Below are 15,504 nucleotides of genomic sequence, written 5' to 3'. Positions count from 1 at the left end.
TACCTGCGGGATGGGAGCCCAAGATGCTTGATCGCCGTTCGTTACTTGTTGCCGGAGCGTCCTCGCTAGCGAGCATCATGTTGCCTCGCGTGCCGGGAAGCGAAAATGCCTTCCTGCTGCCGTTCGCGCCCACCGAAGCCTATGCCGACGAAAAAGACCCCTTCAGGGTGCTCGTTCTCTCGCGCACCATGTTTGGTGTGGTCGTGGTCGACGTCGCCAACAAGAATATGCCCGTCAAGGGAGCGCAGGTCACGCTCGCGTCGCGTTATGCCGCGGGCAAGCAGCTCTCCGCCACGACCGACGATGAGGGCACGGCCATCTTTGAGGTCGCGCCGCTTTCGGAAGGCTACGTGGACGAGGCAACGCTTCTCGACGCGTACGACTTTAACGGCGGCATCTCCATTAGCATGGCGGGCTACCGCGATGTCGAGATTCCCCTTGCGCGTATCCAGGGCGGCACCGCCATAACCGCGCCCACGCGTCCGCTTTCCGACGGCGAGCCGTACTTCCGCCAGCTCACATTCGACGAATGGGACATCCAATACGCTGAAGCCACGTTCATGGCATTGCCGAAGGACGACACGGCAAACGAGCAGCCCGATACGCACGCCTTTACCGTGCAGGCACATCTGCCACAGGGTGGACAGGCAACGCTGCGCATCAACAAAGTGACGCCTGCCGCGGGCAGTTCGCCCGAAACCGTCACGCAGATCGGTCAGATCAAGGCCAGCGCATCGGGTTCGGATAATCTGGCAACGTTCACACTCGAAGACAAGTTCCTCGATCCGGCATCGGGCCTTCTGGAAGAAGGGTGCAAGCTGCGCTTTGTCCTCGACTATCAGGGCAAAACCTACACGCTCTCATCCCCTATGGCCGTTGTCACCGCGCCGGCCGCAAAGTCGGAATCGGGCTCGGCCACCATTATTCCCACCACTATGGACCAAGAGATCACTCCGTTTGATTTCCCAGCGGCGTTTCCCGGCATCGGCGGCAACAAGTTCACCTGCTGGATGCCCTCGTTCCCCATTCTGTTCGATTTCTCGTTTGCCGGGTACGTACTGTTTGGCGGAGGATACAAACCAGCCAGCTATATGAACGATTCGGGCAATCCGGATCCGGAGTACTGGAAGAAGTCACCGCGTGAGTCGGGCGCCAAGCAGGCAACCCGCTACCTCGACAAGATGGAGGGGAAGTGGAATCAGTACAAGAGCATGAGTGCTGGTTCGGGTACCGATCCAAGGAACACCAAGCTCCTTCGCCACCATTGCACTCCGCTGTTCACGATGGATATCGCCACGCAGCTGTACGGCTCGCTCGCCTACGATTGGGTGGGCAAGACCTGGGGTGACAACAACGATCCCACATATGGCAATATTAAGGCCCTCTTCCAGGTAAGAACCGACCTCAACTGGACCGAACAGTTCACCTTGGGACCAGTGCCCTTTTTCCTAAACGTCAACCCCTGGGTGCTGGCGAAGCTGGCGCTCGCCGTGGGTGCCCACACGCACGGCAGCGGCGCGGCGTTTTTTAAAAACATTTCGCTCGACTATTCAAACACGTCGGGCTCGTTCACCATCCAGATCGGGCTTGCCGTCACCTTTGGCGCCGGCGTTGCAGGCGTCGCTTCGTCTGCCGTGCGCGGCGCCGCATCCCTCACGCTGTTCATTGGGTACGAGAAGGCAGATGGACACCAGCTTCCGCGACTGCGCGTAGGTGCAGACGTCGATGTCGACGTGATACTCCAGTTCGTAATGTTCAAGTGGACCACCAAGGCTTGGTCGGGATCGTGGCCCACACTCGCCGATTCGTGGGATATGTCAGTGAACAATGGCGATCAGTATGTGCTCCAGGGCTCTGAGCTGGCCTTGGGTGGAGATACACCTTATACGCTGGATGCCCGATTCGGCTCAGCCGGCAACGCCGAGGCAGGTGGTGTGCCGCAATTTATCGCATCGGCCACCATCGTCACTAACGCCGAGCTGCTCGCACGCGCCGAGGTTAAGGCCACTGCCGTAAACGTCGCGCCTGTCGTGCGCGATTGGGATCAAGCGGTCACGCGCATTGAGCTCGAAGCGGATGCAGAAAGCGACGACACGGGACAGATCGAGCATTTCGTCCATGCACTGATAGAGAACGACGAAAACGCCGCGCCGATGTATGAGTACACCTATATCGGTCAGGCAACGAACGCCGTTGCGGACCCCAACGCCAATTCTGCCGGCGTGTCAGAGGACGAGCGTGGCGGCATAAAACCCTCAAGCGACAACGTACTGTTTTCCGGCGTGCTCAGCGAAGCCCACATGAAGCTAATGATGATTGCCGGCGTGGAGTGTCTATTCCGCATCGCCTCGGTGCGCTACGGCGACAATGGCCGCTCGCGCCTGGTGGTGCACACAAAGGCAAACGGCACGTGGTCCGCTCCCACGCCCGTGGACTTTCCCCTTGGGTTTGGCGAGAGCGACGTGGAGCGCGACAGCATATACGATTACGACTTCGACGTGGTGAAATATACGGACGGTAGAGGAAACCGGGACGCCTACGTGCTGCTGGTCTCGGGCGAGCGCCCCGCCGGCGACAACACCCTTTTCGATACGGCAAGCACAGCCGGCATACTGTCCGTTGTGCGCCTGCGCATAAGTAATGACGAGACCCGCGTGGTGTCGCATACGTCATGGCGCAGCATCTCGCGCGGCCGCCTGCAAGAGGATGGCTACCATTGCCTGCAGTGCCCGCGTATCACGGTGGGCAAGACGGTGGTCGACGGGCGCCTGTCGGGTGCCTACCTCCACCGCCACGGAACCACCGCAGAAAAGGCGCTCGGCAGCGAGGCTGAGGTTGCGCTGGAGTGCTTTACCCTGTGGTCAGACGTTTCGGGCGACAGCCTGACGTTCCGCCAAGTTCTCCGCTTTCCGCAAGCACCGTCGAGCATCGAGCTGGGCGCACCCGAAAATATCAACGGCAAAATGGTGGTGCCCGTTGCGTACGAGACCGCAGACGGTTGCGGCTGCGCATCATACGCCGTGATCGGCCAGTCCATTGCGGCCTGGGACGTTATGTCACCAGACGCCACGGTATCCTGTGCGGTGCCGTGGCCACAACATTCGGGCTTTTTGGCAACCGTCAACGAGCAACTGCAGCATATTACTTGGACGCGAGGCGCATCGGCATTTGCAACGCAGCCCGTGGGCGCCGCAGGCTGTGGCCCGGCATCGTTTAGCGTGAGCAACAACGGCAGGTGCGTGCTCTATGTAGAGAACACCGATGGCAAGGTGGGACAAACCTACGACGAAGAAGGCAACCCGGTAGCAGTGATGGGCAAGCACTTCCGCATCTTCGCCAGCACCTTGGCAGGCGATCTGTTCACGGAGCCGTTCGTGATGTGCGAACTGGACCATCCCGTCGATCAGATAACGACATTTTTGACGTCGGGTGGTATGCTCTCCGCGCTCGCCACGCACATTGTGAGCGTGGAGAAGAGCGAGGCAGAGCTGCACGGCATCGAAGTGCCCTTGGTGGCGTGTGCCACTCCAACGGGCGCGGTCGCTACCTCGGGCGCGGTGGTGCCCGGAGCGGCAGGCGAATCCTTCATGGTCACGGTGCGAAACGACGGCAACACCTTGCTGACCGCCGGAACGATCGATCTGTACCGAGAGGGTTCCAACCAGCCGTTCTCCAGCGCATCCATCGGATTCGGAGCGAACGCACGCACGGCATCGATCTACGATCCGGAGCTTGCCGAGGACGCTTCGGCCAACGACATGGCACACGTGAAGTACGCGCTCGAGACGCTGGGCACACGTTTTGCAACGCACCCGCTGGTTGCCGACAATGGAAACGCCGTGCTGGCACCGGGCTGCACGGCACAATTCCGCATGAGCTTTGCCATCCCGGAGAGCTGGGGCGACGAGGTGGGCAAACGCGTCACGCTGTATGCGAAGGCGCGTGACCTGGTGGCACTCGATCCCGTAACGTTCGAGGAAATTCGACCGGGCGCAAACTCGACGCTGGGCGCCGTACTGCACGAGCTTCATGTACCCGACGCGGCATGCGAGCGCTCAGAAGTTCAGGTCGGCGTATGCGACAGCGCGAATACGACAGGGCTTCATGACGCCCCGATGACAGCAGACGGCGATGGTGGCTCGAGTGGCGGCGGCGCTGACGAGGGCGGCGGCTCCGGCGGAAGCAGCTCCGGCAGTGGCAAGGACCACGGCAATAACAAGCGCTCCGGAAAAGTGGGCGCGCTTGCGGGCACGGGCGATGTCAACGCTCCCCTTACGGCAGCCGCTGCAGCACTCGCCGCGGCAGGCGCCGGCCTCGTCGCCTACAGCGCCCGCCGCACGGCGCTCGAAACCGACGCCGCTCATAAGGTCAATTCGGATAGGCCTCGCTAGCTCCTAGTTACTATTGTGAGAGACGCCGACTCGGCTCATCGAACATCAAAATGGGCTGGTTCTGAATACCCAGAGCCAGCCCATTGCGCATTAAATGTCGTCTGAGGAGTCGAGTTCTGCCTCGAGCTTGGCACGGCGTCTTTTCGCCGTGAAAAACGTTGCGCACAGGACAGCAAACGTGGCCGCGAAAATCGTCGCACCGCAGAACACGCCCGTGGCCAGGTTCGCCAACCAAAAGACGCTTTCGAGCGGTACGATCTGCGCCTCAGCGACACAGCGCATTGCGGCAATAACAAGCGCGAACGCGGCGCCGCTAAGACCGCTGACAAGCAGGAAATATCCAACAGGAAGATGCTCGGTTTGCCCAAAACGATTGGTATCGACATAGCCCTTCCGCGTTTGCAGTCCTGCGCAAATCAACATCACGATAACGAGCCACAAATACATGGCTGCCTCGAACGGCGTTGCAAAGCCATGCGGCATTTCACTAGCGTCGCTGTGAACCCACGCAACCTGTCGAGCTATAAACTGGTAGAAAAAGATCATCAACATGCCAAACGAAAGCAGCACGAAACCAATCTTGTAGATCTTCGCGTTCTCAGCCTCCAGGCGCTCATCCTTTGGGCCGGCATATTCACGCCACTTTTGCACGATTTTCAGATCTTCATATTTCATAGCGAACTCCTAAAGAGTATTAGGGTCGACGTCGCTCTCGTCTTCCCAAAACAAGTCGTTCAACGTAACGCGTAGCGCTTTACAGATTGCCACGCACAAATTGAGCGTGGGGTTGTAGCCGCCCGCCTCGATCAGGCCGATGGTCTGGCGCGTAACGCCCACGGCCTGGGCCAAGTCAGCTTGCGAAAGGCCAACCGCCGCGCGCGCCGCCTTCATGCGTAGGTTCTTTTTGCCCGGCATGGAGTTCCTTTCGTAGTAATGGACAGATATCCGTTGCAACATGACAGAAATATATTGTATCCTTCACAAGATGTCAACTATATCTGTCATTATGGAAACCATGTCCGCCATCGCCATGTGGACATAACAATTTCGATTCGCTATTCAAACTTACTCGGACAAAACCGACTCGGTTTTGTCCGAGTAAACGCGAGCGTAAACTATCACTGTCCGCTATTCGACATCCGGCCCCTCCCCCATCAGCCATCGGGCGATGTCGACCACCTTAATCCCCTCATAATCAACAGCCTCGTGCTTTGTTCGCGCAATGACCATTTTGGGATACGCATCACGTATCGCAAGCAGGGGTGCCACTTCGCGTTCAAAAGTCTCCTGACGCGAAATGTCATCGCTAACTTGGATATACACTCGCTCATCGCGACGAATTGCCACGAAGTCGATTTCCTTCTTATAAAGCACCCCGACATAGATTTCCCAACCGCGTCTTAGGAGCTCTATGGCGACCATATTTTCATATACGTGCCCGAAGTCGAGCTTTTTAGTGCCCAGTTTTGCGTATCTGATTGCATGATCCGATAAATAGTATTTATCACCCGAAGTGAGGTACTTTTTACCGCCTACGTCATAGCGGCGCACTCGATAGAACGCAAAGGCCTGGCATAAATATCCGAGGTACTGGGCGAGCGTTGCCACGGAAACGCGTGTTCCGGCAGCATCCAGCGCAGCCACAATCCCGCTAACAGAAGATATGTTACCGATATTGTCCATTAGGAAATCGCATGCACGTTCTAGCTGCACCTTGTTACGAACCCCATGCTTTTCTTCCACATCACGCAAAACCAAGACATCTAGCACGTTCGCAATATATCGATAGCGAGCTCGCTCGCTAGGATACAAATATGAGCCAGGCATTCCGCCCTCTCTCAAATATCGGTCAAGCGCTTCGTCCGGGTTATGAATTTCGTGATATGTCGAAAACTCAAGCAAGGAAAACGGAAATACTTCAACCTCATATGTCCGCCCGCGAAAAAGCGTCGCCAAATCACTCGAAAGCAAGAAAGCGTTGGAGCCAGTAACGTAGATATCGTATCTTCCCGATGCATGAAGGCTATTGACCGCTTTTTCGAACCCAACGCAGGTTTGCACCTCATCGATCATCACAATGTTATCGAGGCCCTCGCAATAGCCTTCCTCAACGTAGCGATGCAATGCTCGATAATCCGTTAGTTCCTCGAATTCGAGGAGATTGAAATTGATGCGGATAATATTGGCATCGGGGTCGGCCTCACGAAAGCGATCAGCAAGAGCTTCCAGTAGAACAGATTTGCCGCACCTACGAATGCCGGTAATAACCTTGATGTCCGGCGTTCCCTTAGCGCCAAGAAGCGCTTCCATATATTGAGGACGTTCGATAATCTTCATATCTTCACCGTTCTATTAAATAAAAGCTCTCTTGATTCGTTTTCGTTTAATATATGTCTTATTCTACTAAATGAAATCAAATAACTCTTGATTTCATTTAGCTATTTCTCCCAATAAAGTAACATCAATCAATATACCACGAACGATTGTTCGATGGATTTCGTGTTGGGTGGAATCGTCTGTGGGCTGGGCTATGCTACTTTGACTATCTATATGACTTAAACGCAGCAAAGGAGCACCGAGAGAGCGAGTATGGCAAAAAACACCGCAAACTATGGTAACGACAGTATCCGCCAGCTCAAGGACGAGGAGCGCGTACGCCTGCGCCCCGCCGTCATCTTTGGCTCGGACGGACTCGACGGTTGTGCGCATGCCGCCTTCGAGATCCTGTCCAACGCCGTTGACGAGGCGCGCCAGGGCTACGGCAAGCTCATCACCCTCACCGCTTTTCGCGATGGCTCTATTCAGGTAGAGGACAACGGCCGTGGCTGCCCGCTCGACTGGAACCCCTCCGAGAAGCGCTTTAACTGGGAGCTCGTCTTTTGCGAGCTCTACGCCGGCGGCAAGTACAACAACAACCAGGGCGGCGACTACGACTTCTCGCTCGGCACCAACGGCCTGGGCTCGTGCGCGACCCAGTACGCCTCCGAGTACATGGACGTCACCGTCTGGCGCGACGGCAACAAGTACTCCCTGCACTTTAAGAAGGGCAAGGTTGTCGGCGCCAAGAAGAAGGCACTCGAGATTGAGCCCAGCGACGAGAACCGCACCGGCACCACTATCAAGTGGCGCCCCGATCTTGAGGTCTTTACCTCGATCAGCATTCCCCACGACTGGTATCGCGAGACCATGCGCCGCCAGGCCGTGGTCAACGCCAACGTGACCTTCCGCCTGCGCATTGAGGGTGACGATGGCGAGTTTTCCGAAGAGGATTTTTGCTATCCCAAGGGCATCGAGGACTACGTGCTTGAGAAGGTCGGTACCGACTACCTTACCGAGCCCTTCTTTATTGAGGCCGATCGTCGCGGTCGCGATCGCGAGGACCTGCCCGATTACAACGTAAAAATCACTGCTTGCATGTGCTTCTCGCGCACTTTCATGATGCAGGAGTACTACCACAACTCATCATGGCTCGAGAACGGCGGCTCGCCCGAGAAGGCCGCGCGCAGTGCTCTGACCAGCGCCATCGATGCCTACATTAAGGGCCAAGGCAAGTACAACAAAAACGAGAGCGGCATTAAGTGGCAAGACGTTCAGGACTGTCTGGTACTGGTGACCAACTGCTTCTCCACTCAGACGTCCTACGAAAACCAGACCAAGAAGGCCATCAATAACCGCTTTATCCAGCAGGCCATGACGGCATTCTTTAAGGAGCGCCTCTCGACCTACTTGATCGAGAACAAAGACGCCGCCAACAAGATCATGGAGCAGGTACTCATCAACAAGCGCTCGCGCGAGAACGCCGAGAAGACGCGTCAGAGCATTAAGACCAATCTGCAGCAGAAGACCGACATGGCCAACCGCGTGCAGAAGTTCATCGACTGCCGTTCCAAGGACAAGAACCGTCGCGAGATCTACATCGTAGAGGGCGACTCGGCAGCAGGCGCCATCCGCACGTCGCGCGATGCCGAGTTCCAGGGCGTTATGCCCGTCCGAGGCAAGATCCTCAACTGCCTGAAGGAGGATTATCCGCGCATCTTTAAGTCCGACATCATCATGGACCTCATGCGCGTGCTGGGCTGCGGCGTGGAGATCAAGGACAAGCGCATCAAGAACCTTGGTGCCTTCGACTTGGACAACCTCAACTGGAACAAGGTCATCATCTGTACGGATGCCGACGTCGACGGTTATCACATCCGCACACTCGTGCTCACCATGCTCTACCGCCTGGTGCCCACGCTTATCGACGAGGGGTACGTGTATATCGCCGAGTCGCCGCTCTACGAGATCAACTGCAAAGAGAAAACCTACTTTGCCTACACCGAACTCGAGAAAAACGGCATCCTCAAAGAGATTGGCGGCCAGAAGTGTTCCATCAACCGCTCCAAGGGTCTTGGTGAAAACGATCCGGACATGATGTGGCTCACCACCATGAACCCCGAAACGCGCCGCCTGATCAAGGTGGAGTCCGAGGACGTCACCAAGATGGAAACCATGTTCAACCTGTTGCTGGGCAACGACGAGGCGGGCCGTAAGCGCCATATCTCCGAGCACGGCAAGGAATACCTGGACCAGCTAGATCTGCAGTAGCAGCAAATCAATAACGACGGCCCATAAGAAGTTCAAGAGGAAATCGTGGCAAAGAAGAAGACGAAGAACCAGCCAAAGAAAAAGCAGGTCAACGCCGAGAACGTCATCGGCCTGCACTCCGAGGTCACTGACCAGCCGATCACGCAGACGCTCGAGGTCAACTACATGCCCTACGCCATGAGCGTTAACGTGTCGCGTGCGTTCCCCGAGATCGATGGCTTTAAGCCCTCGCACCGCAAGCTACTCTACACCATGTACAAGATGGGCCTGCTCAAGGGCGAGCGCCAGAAGAGCGCCAACATCGTGGGCCAGACCATGAAGCTCAACCCGCACGGCGACGGCGCGATCTACGAGACGATGGTGCGCCTGGCCACCGGCAACGAAGCGCTTCTTGCCCCCTTCGTGGAGTCAAAGGGCAACTTTGGCAAGTACTATTCGGGCGACCTGAGCTACGCCGCCTCGCGTTATACCGAGGCCAAACTCGCGCCCATCAGCGCCGAGATCTTCAAGGACATCGACAAGGACCCGGTCGACTTTGTTGACAGCTACGACGGTGCCATGAAGGAGCCGCGCCTGCTGCCCACCACGTTCCCCAACATCCTCGTCTCGGCCAATAAGGGCATCGGCGTCGCCATGGCATCCGACATCTGCGGCTTCAACCTCAACGAGGTCTGCACTGCCACGATGCACTACCTGCAGGATCCCGACTGCGACCTGCTCGAGTACATGCCCATGCCCGACTTCTCGACCGGCGGCGAGATCATCTACCGCCGCGAGGAGATGGAGAAGATCGTCGAGACCGGCCTTGGCAGCTTCCAGATTCGCTCCCGCTGGCGCTGGATTCCCGAAGAGCGCATCATCGAGGTCTACGAGATTCCCTACACCACCAAGACCGATGTCATCATCGAGCGCATCGTCAAGCTCTCCAAAGAGGGCAAAGTCAAAGAGATCGCCGACATCCGCGACGAGACCGACCTTTCGGGCCTGCGCATCGCAATCGACCTTAAGCGCGGTGTCGACCCCGATAAGCTCATGGCCAAGCTCTACCGCTCAACCACGCTGCAGGACTCGTTCTCATGCAACTTCAACGTGCTGGTCGACGGCTACCCCCGCGTTATGGGCGTGCGCCAGATCCTGCACGAGTGGGTCGCATGGCGCATTCAGTCCACGCGTCGCCGCATTAACTTTGACCTGGGCAAAAAGTCCGAGCGCCTGCACCTGCTGCACGGCCTCGAGGCGATCCTGCTCGACATCGACAAGGCCATCGCCATCATTCGCGGCACCAAGCTTGAGGCCGAGGTCGTGCCCAACCTTATGAAGGGTTTCGACATCGACGAGACCCAGGCCGAGTTTGTTGCCGAGCTTAAGCTCCGCAACATCAACGAGGAGTACATCCTCAACCGCACCAAGGACATCGCAAAACTCGAGGGCGAGATTACCGAGCTCGAGGAGATCCTCTCCAGCGAGGAGAACATCAAGAAGGTCATCAGCGACGAGCTGGCCGCGGTCAACAAGAAGTACGTGATGCCGCGCCGCACGGGCAGGATCGAGCCCCATGAGGTTATCGAAGTAAGCTTGGAGCCCGAGGTCGAGGAGTACCCGGTCACTATCATGCTCTCGCGCGATGGCTACCTTAAGAAGATGACGGACCGCGTGCTCAAGAAGGCGACCACACTCAAGTACAAGGACGGCGACAAACCCTTTATCGAGTTCCCGTCCTCCAACACTCACGAGCTGCTGGTCTTTACCAACAAGAGCCAGGTATACAAGTGCAAGGTTGCGGCGTTTGAGGATACCAAGTCGGCCCAGCTGGGCTCATACCTGCCGACCGACCTCGAAATGGAACCCGACGAGAGCGTGCTCTGGGTCATCGACCCCGAGGATTACAAAGCCGACGTACTGTTTGTCTTTGAGAACGGCCGTGTGGTGCGCGTCGCACTTGCCGGATACGTCACCAAGACCAACCGCAAGCGCCTTAAGAACGCCATCTACGGCGGCAGTAAGCTGCTGTATGCGCAGGTGCTCAAGGAAGATCGCGACATCGCGCTGGTCTCGAGCGACTATCGTTTGATGAACTTCAACACGTCGCTGCTTAAGACCAAGACGACCACCAACACGCAGGGCGTCCAGGCTTTCACGGCCAAGAAGGGCCGCTCGGTCACCACCATCGGCACGACCGAAGAGATTCTTGGTGCCGGTGTCTCGGCCGAAAAGTTCACTGCGCAGAGCCTGCCTTCTGCCGGTGCCCTCATGAAGGAAAACGACATGCCGAGCCTGTTTGACTAAAACAACGGCAGAACCGCCATAAGCTCTTAAAACGGTGGGGCCCGGAACGCAGCAACATCGCGCTCCGTGCCCCGCTCGTTGCAACGTATATCATATGCCCCACACAGGAATCGCTTGGACATCCTTGGTAATAAGGTATGGATCCGGGGTTTGGCAGACAACGTGTCCAAACCCAATTTCATAGCCGGTCAGGCCCTCGAGACAGGAAAAATTCTTCACCGCATCTTTGCCCACCGTGGCCGACATCTTCACCTCGACGGGATGGAGAATATGGCCCTCTTGGATGAGCAAATCAATTTCGCGCTTCTTTTGGTCTCGATAGAACCATACGTCGCGAAGGCTCTTCCCCGTGTTCATAAAGCTCTTCAAAATTTCCGAGACAACGAACGTCTCAAATATATGCCCCGCCGCGGCCCCATTACGCAATTGCTCCGGCGTTATCCACCTCGTTAGATGACAAACAAGACCTGTATCCATAAAGAATATCTTAGGGGTCTTGGTCAGACGCTTATCGACATTAGGCCAAAAGGGCTCGACAATCCGAACGATGTTCGACGCCTGCAAAACCGAGAGCCAAGCCTTCACCGTCTTACGGTCGACGTCAACGGTGTTTCCAATATCGGTGGCATTTAACAGTTGCCCCGTTCTCGCTGCGCACGCGACCATAAAGCTGTAGAACTTCGCCTCATCCTTTACGTTTACAAGATCGCGAACATCGCGTTCGAGATATGCGGCAACGTAGTCGGAATAATAGGAGTCCCAATCGATAGTTGGGTCTTGCAGTTCGGGCATCGAACCCCTATGGATGATGTTCCAAATATTTCCCGAAGACATCTTAGAGGCCAAGGAAACCTTTTTGGGGATATACGGACGAGGGCCCTGGGGACCACCAACGAGTTCGCGCAAGCTTAAAGAGGGCATCTCCAGAATTCTAATCCTCCCCGCCAAGGATTCGCTCACCCCTTTCATAAGGTGATATGTCTGGGATCCCGTGAGGACGATTCGGCCCTTCTCCTCTGATTGATCGACAACCCACTTCACCGGAGAAAAAAGCTCAGGCACTCGCTGAATCTCATCAATGATGATCGGCAGATCATGAGACTCGAAAAACAGGGCGGCGTCCTCTTTTGCAAGAAGATAATCCCGCGGGTTCTCCATCGAAACATAGTCGAATCGGTCGCCTAGATGTTGCTTGAGAACCGTCGTCTTCCCAACTTGGCGCGCTCCGGTCACCAAGACAACTTTTCCCTGTCCCAGCATCGAATCTATCGTCTGTTCAATTTCGCGCTCGATGTACATACAATCGCCTCCCGTTATGGAGTCTATTATCTCGTACAAACGTTAATTGGTCAAAATCGGGAGCGCTACTCCCGCTTTTCACTCACAGTCTTCTGCCCGATTCTGGCCCCAGCAGGGTCTCAGAAATTGCCAAGCGTATGGGCGTCGCCAGCAACTACGCAAGCCAATACAAACGCCGCCTCCTCGAGGACGGCGTTATCGGGGAACGTGGACGTGGCCTCGTCGGCTTCGACATCCCCGCGTTCAAGGAGTTCCTGAGCGAGAAGGCGTTTTAGCACGCCGAGATTGTCCGCAAGGGCATCGACGCATGGCAATCAACGATTCACCTGGCAAGGACGGCAAATACTTCAAATAACGCTGAGTGCCATGCGTTCTTCTTGTCCTTAGGCGAGCTTGCGAGCGAGCTCTCGCACCTCTTCCAGCTTGGGCGAGGAGGCCATGCTGTCGCGCTCGGTCATACCGCTAATGGTGACAATGCCCTGGTCCTCCCACTTGCAGTACGCGCAGGCTGACTTGTACATAGCGATCGCCGCATCATAGACGCCCTCGCTGTGGCTATCGAGCAAAAGAGCCGTCTTGGTGAACGGGAATCCCGTGGCACCGAAGGCGTACAGGCGGTCGATGGCGGCCTTCTCCTGCGCAGTGATATCAAACCAGTAGATAGGCGAAGCAAAGACGACCATGTTGGCATCTTTCAGCGACTCGATCACGTTGGCCATGTCATCCTTCTGCACGCAGACGCCCTCATGGGCGAAGCAGTATTGGCATCCCAAGCAGCCGGCGATCTTCTTGCTGGCAACGCGGACGACCTCGACCGCATTGTCGCCCTCACGCGCGGTCTCGGCAAACGCCTCAACCATGGTGTCGGTATTGGCGCCCTTGCGCGGGCTGCCGCTCAATACAACGATTTTCATAGGATTCCCTCTCCTTCATGCCGCAGGCGCGCAGCATGTTTTCTTGTAACCAAAACGAATGGAGCTATTCAGTCGTCTGTAGACCGCATCTCTCGTTCGTGCCCTCCAAAGAAGGTGCAAGCAGAAGCATCACGGGCATTGATCAGCGCCGATATGGATCACGACATGAAACCGTAAGGGTTGGCCAGAGGTTGCTAGATTCAATAACTCTCAGCAATGGAGCGAATGACGACTTCGGCGATATAATCCGTGTCATCTTGATTGTTCCTGCGCGGAAGGTACAGCTCATGTCCAAGCTCAACATCGACCAGCGATCGATTCGCGATCTTCTCACCGATAAGCGATCAGACTTCCTCATCCCCGACTACCAGAGGCCCTACGCCTGGGGCGAGGATGAATGCGCAACGCTGTGGGATGACCTGTTCTCGTTCGCTTTTCCAGGCGATGACTACGAGCGTTTCGACAGCGAAAACGACGAATACTTTCTAGGGCCCATCGTCACCTTTAAGAACCTCTCTGGCCAACTTGAGATCATTGACGGCCAGCAGCGCCTCACCACCATCATGCTGCTGCTCCGCGCGTTCTACGACAAGTTCACCAACATGAAGGATAAGCAGTCTGTGAAGATGCGCGAGGCAATCGCCCGTTGTGTATGGAAAACCGACGAGTTCGACGAGCCCGACATGGAGCGCCTCAAGATCGACTCCGAGGTTGCATCGGACAACGACAAGAATGAATTCCTCGAGATTTTACGAGAGGGCAACGTAGGCGATGGCTGGAAGAGCGCTTATGCCCGCAACTTCGCTTTCTTCCAGAGGAAAATTGAACAACTGGTGAGCGAGTGGCCCACCTACACCGTCTACATGGCCACACGCGTCATCAACAATGTGATACTGTTACCCATTGAAGCGGAGTCGCAGGACACCGCGCTACGCATCTTCTCGACTCTAAACGACCGAGGGCTGCCTCTCTCGGATGCCGACATCTTCAAAAGCCAGTTCTACAAGCATTATTCCGACACGGGGCGCAAGGACGAGTTCATCCGTCGCTGGAAGGCGCTCGAGGAGGGAGCGAACGCTATCTTCCGGCCCATGCGCGGTACACCAACCGATGAGCTATTTACGCGCTATATGTACTACCGCCGCGCGAAGAAAGGCATCCGCGACACGACCACCGCATCGTTGCGCGACTTCTTCGGTGCCGATGGCTACGCCATGCTCAAGGAGGACGCCACGCTCGACGATCTCGAGGCGCTGCTCGGCTTCTGGAAACGCGTCGACGCGCAGGAAGGGTTCAGCGAGCGCGTGCTCCGCAGGCTCTTCGTGCTGAACTACGCCCCCAACGGCATGTGGACCTATCTGCTAAGCGTCTGGTTCCTTGCCAACCGCGACAGCAAAAGTGTCCTCGATGACGAGGCACTCTACGGCTTTCTAAACAAGATCACGGCATTCGTTCTCGCCTACGCCATTGAGCGTCCCGGCGTAAATGCGCTGCGTTCGCCAGTGTATCCCGAGATGATCAACATCGTGGAGCACCGCCCGGTGGAGTTTCCCAACCACCACTTCAATCGCGCAAATATTGCTGAGCGATTCCGAACCTACGTGTTCACCAACGGCAGGCCTGTAACGAAGTCCATGCTCACTTGGTGGGCGTACGCAGACCCAGATCAACCACTCATGGACCTAGACACTACGCTCGAAATTGAGCACATCTATGCCAAGAAGCGCAACGAGGTAGACCCGCTCGTCGACCAATCCAACCTGGAGGCGCTGGGTAACAAGGCGCTGCTCGAGAAGCGTGTAAACATCCGCGCGGCCGACTACAGATTCTGCGATAAACGCAAGTACTATGAGGGATACACCGACGGCAATGGCAAGCGCAAAGCCGGAACAAAGATCGCGGAACTCAAGCGCCTGACACAAGTCATGGGAGACTTCACCGAAATAGACATCGCGACTCGCACGGCTCAGATCATCGATGCCTTCGTGGACTACCTGGGCGACAACGGACTTTTGAGCTAAGGAGCG

At 56.5% G+C, this 15,504-nt stretch carries 9 protein-coding genes; 4 read left to right on the top strand and 5 right to left on the bottom strand.

What is annotated here, in order from left to right:
* Positions 1–23 precede the first annotated feature (23 nt).
* Positions 24–4,391 (top strand): hypothetical protein, encoded by a 4,368-nt coding sequence (locus DWX25_RS04380; protein WP_117807823.1) that lies wholly within the window; start codon positions 24–26, stop codon positions 4,389–4,391.
* Between the two features lie 90 nt (positions 4,392–4,481).
* Here DWX25_RS04380 and DWX25_RS04375 read toward each other — a convergent pair whose 3' ends face one another.
* The 3 genes from DWX25_RS04375 to DWX25_RS04365 form a co-directional block, all read right to left on the bottom strand.
* On the bottom strand, positions 4,482–5,066 hold the full coding sequence (locus DWX25_RS04375; RefSeq protein WP_117807825.1) for a hypothetical protein: 585 nt from the start codon (positions 5,064–5,066) through the stop codon (positions 4,482–4,484).
* 9 nt (positions 5,067–5,075) lie between these two features.
* Positions 5,076–5,306: a helix-turn-helix transcriptional regulator gene (locus DWX25_RS04370; protein ID WP_117743329.1), complete on the bottom strand. Its 231-nt coding sequence runs from the start codon at positions 5,304–5,306 to the stop codon at positions 5,076–5,078.
* 213 nt (positions 5,307–5,519) lie between these two features.
* Positions 5,520–6,728: an ATP-binding protein gene (locus tag DWX25_RS04365; RefSeq protein WP_117743330.1), complete on the bottom strand. Its 1,209-nt coding sequence runs from the start codon at positions 6,726–6,728 to the stop codon at positions 5,520–5,522.
* Between the two features lie 252 nt (positions 6,729–6,980).
* On the opposite strand from DWX25_RS04365, the gene DWX25_RS04360 reads away from it, so the two are divergent.
* Positions 6,981–8,978: a type IIA DNA topoisomerase subunit B gene (locus DWX25_RS04360; RefSeq protein ID WP_117734600.1), complete on the top strand. Its 1,998-nt coding sequence runs from the start codon at positions 6,981–6,983 to the stop codon at positions 8,976–8,978.
* 45 nt (positions 8,979–9,023) lie between these two features.
* Complete coding sequence (locus DWX25_RS04355; RefSeq protein ID WP_117743331.1) at positions 9,024–11,264, top strand: DNA gyrase subunit A; 2,241 nt, start codon at positions 9,024–9,026, stop codon at positions 11,262–11,264.
* 90 nt (positions 11,265–11,354) lie between these two features.
* Here DWX25_RS04355 and DWX25_RS04350 read toward each other — a convergent pair whose 3' ends face one another.
* On the bottom strand, positions 11,355–12,563 hold the full coding sequence (locus DWX25_RS04350; RefSeq protein WP_117734602.1) for an ATP-binding protein: 1,209 nt from the start codon (positions 12,561–12,563) through the stop codon (positions 11,355–11,357).
* A 383-nt stretch (positions 12,564–12,946) separates the two neighbouring features.
* Positions 12,947–13,477, bottom strand: coding sequence for a flavodoxin family protein (locus DWX25_RS04340; protein ID WP_117807827.1), 531 nt, complete (start codon positions 13,475–13,477; stop codon positions 12,947–12,949).
* A gap of 287 nt (positions 13,478–13,764) precedes the next feature.
* Here DWX25_RS04340 and DWX25_RS04335 point away from each other — a divergent pair, with 287 nt between their 5' ends.
* Positions 13,765–15,498: a DUF262 domain-containing protein gene (locus tag DWX25_RS04335; protein ID WP_117734604.1), complete on the top strand. Its 1,734-nt coding sequence runs from the start codon at positions 13,765–13,767 to the stop codon at positions 15,496–15,498.
* Positions 15,499–15,504 lie beyond the last annotated feature (6 nt).

Source organism: Collinsella sp. AF18-8LB, from assembly GCF_003459795.1.
Taxonomy (GTDB): domain Bacteria; phylum Actinomycetota; class Coriobacteriia; order Coriobacteriales; family Coriobacteriaceae; genus Collinsella.
This window is presented reverse-complemented; position numbering and strand designations above follow the sequence as displayed.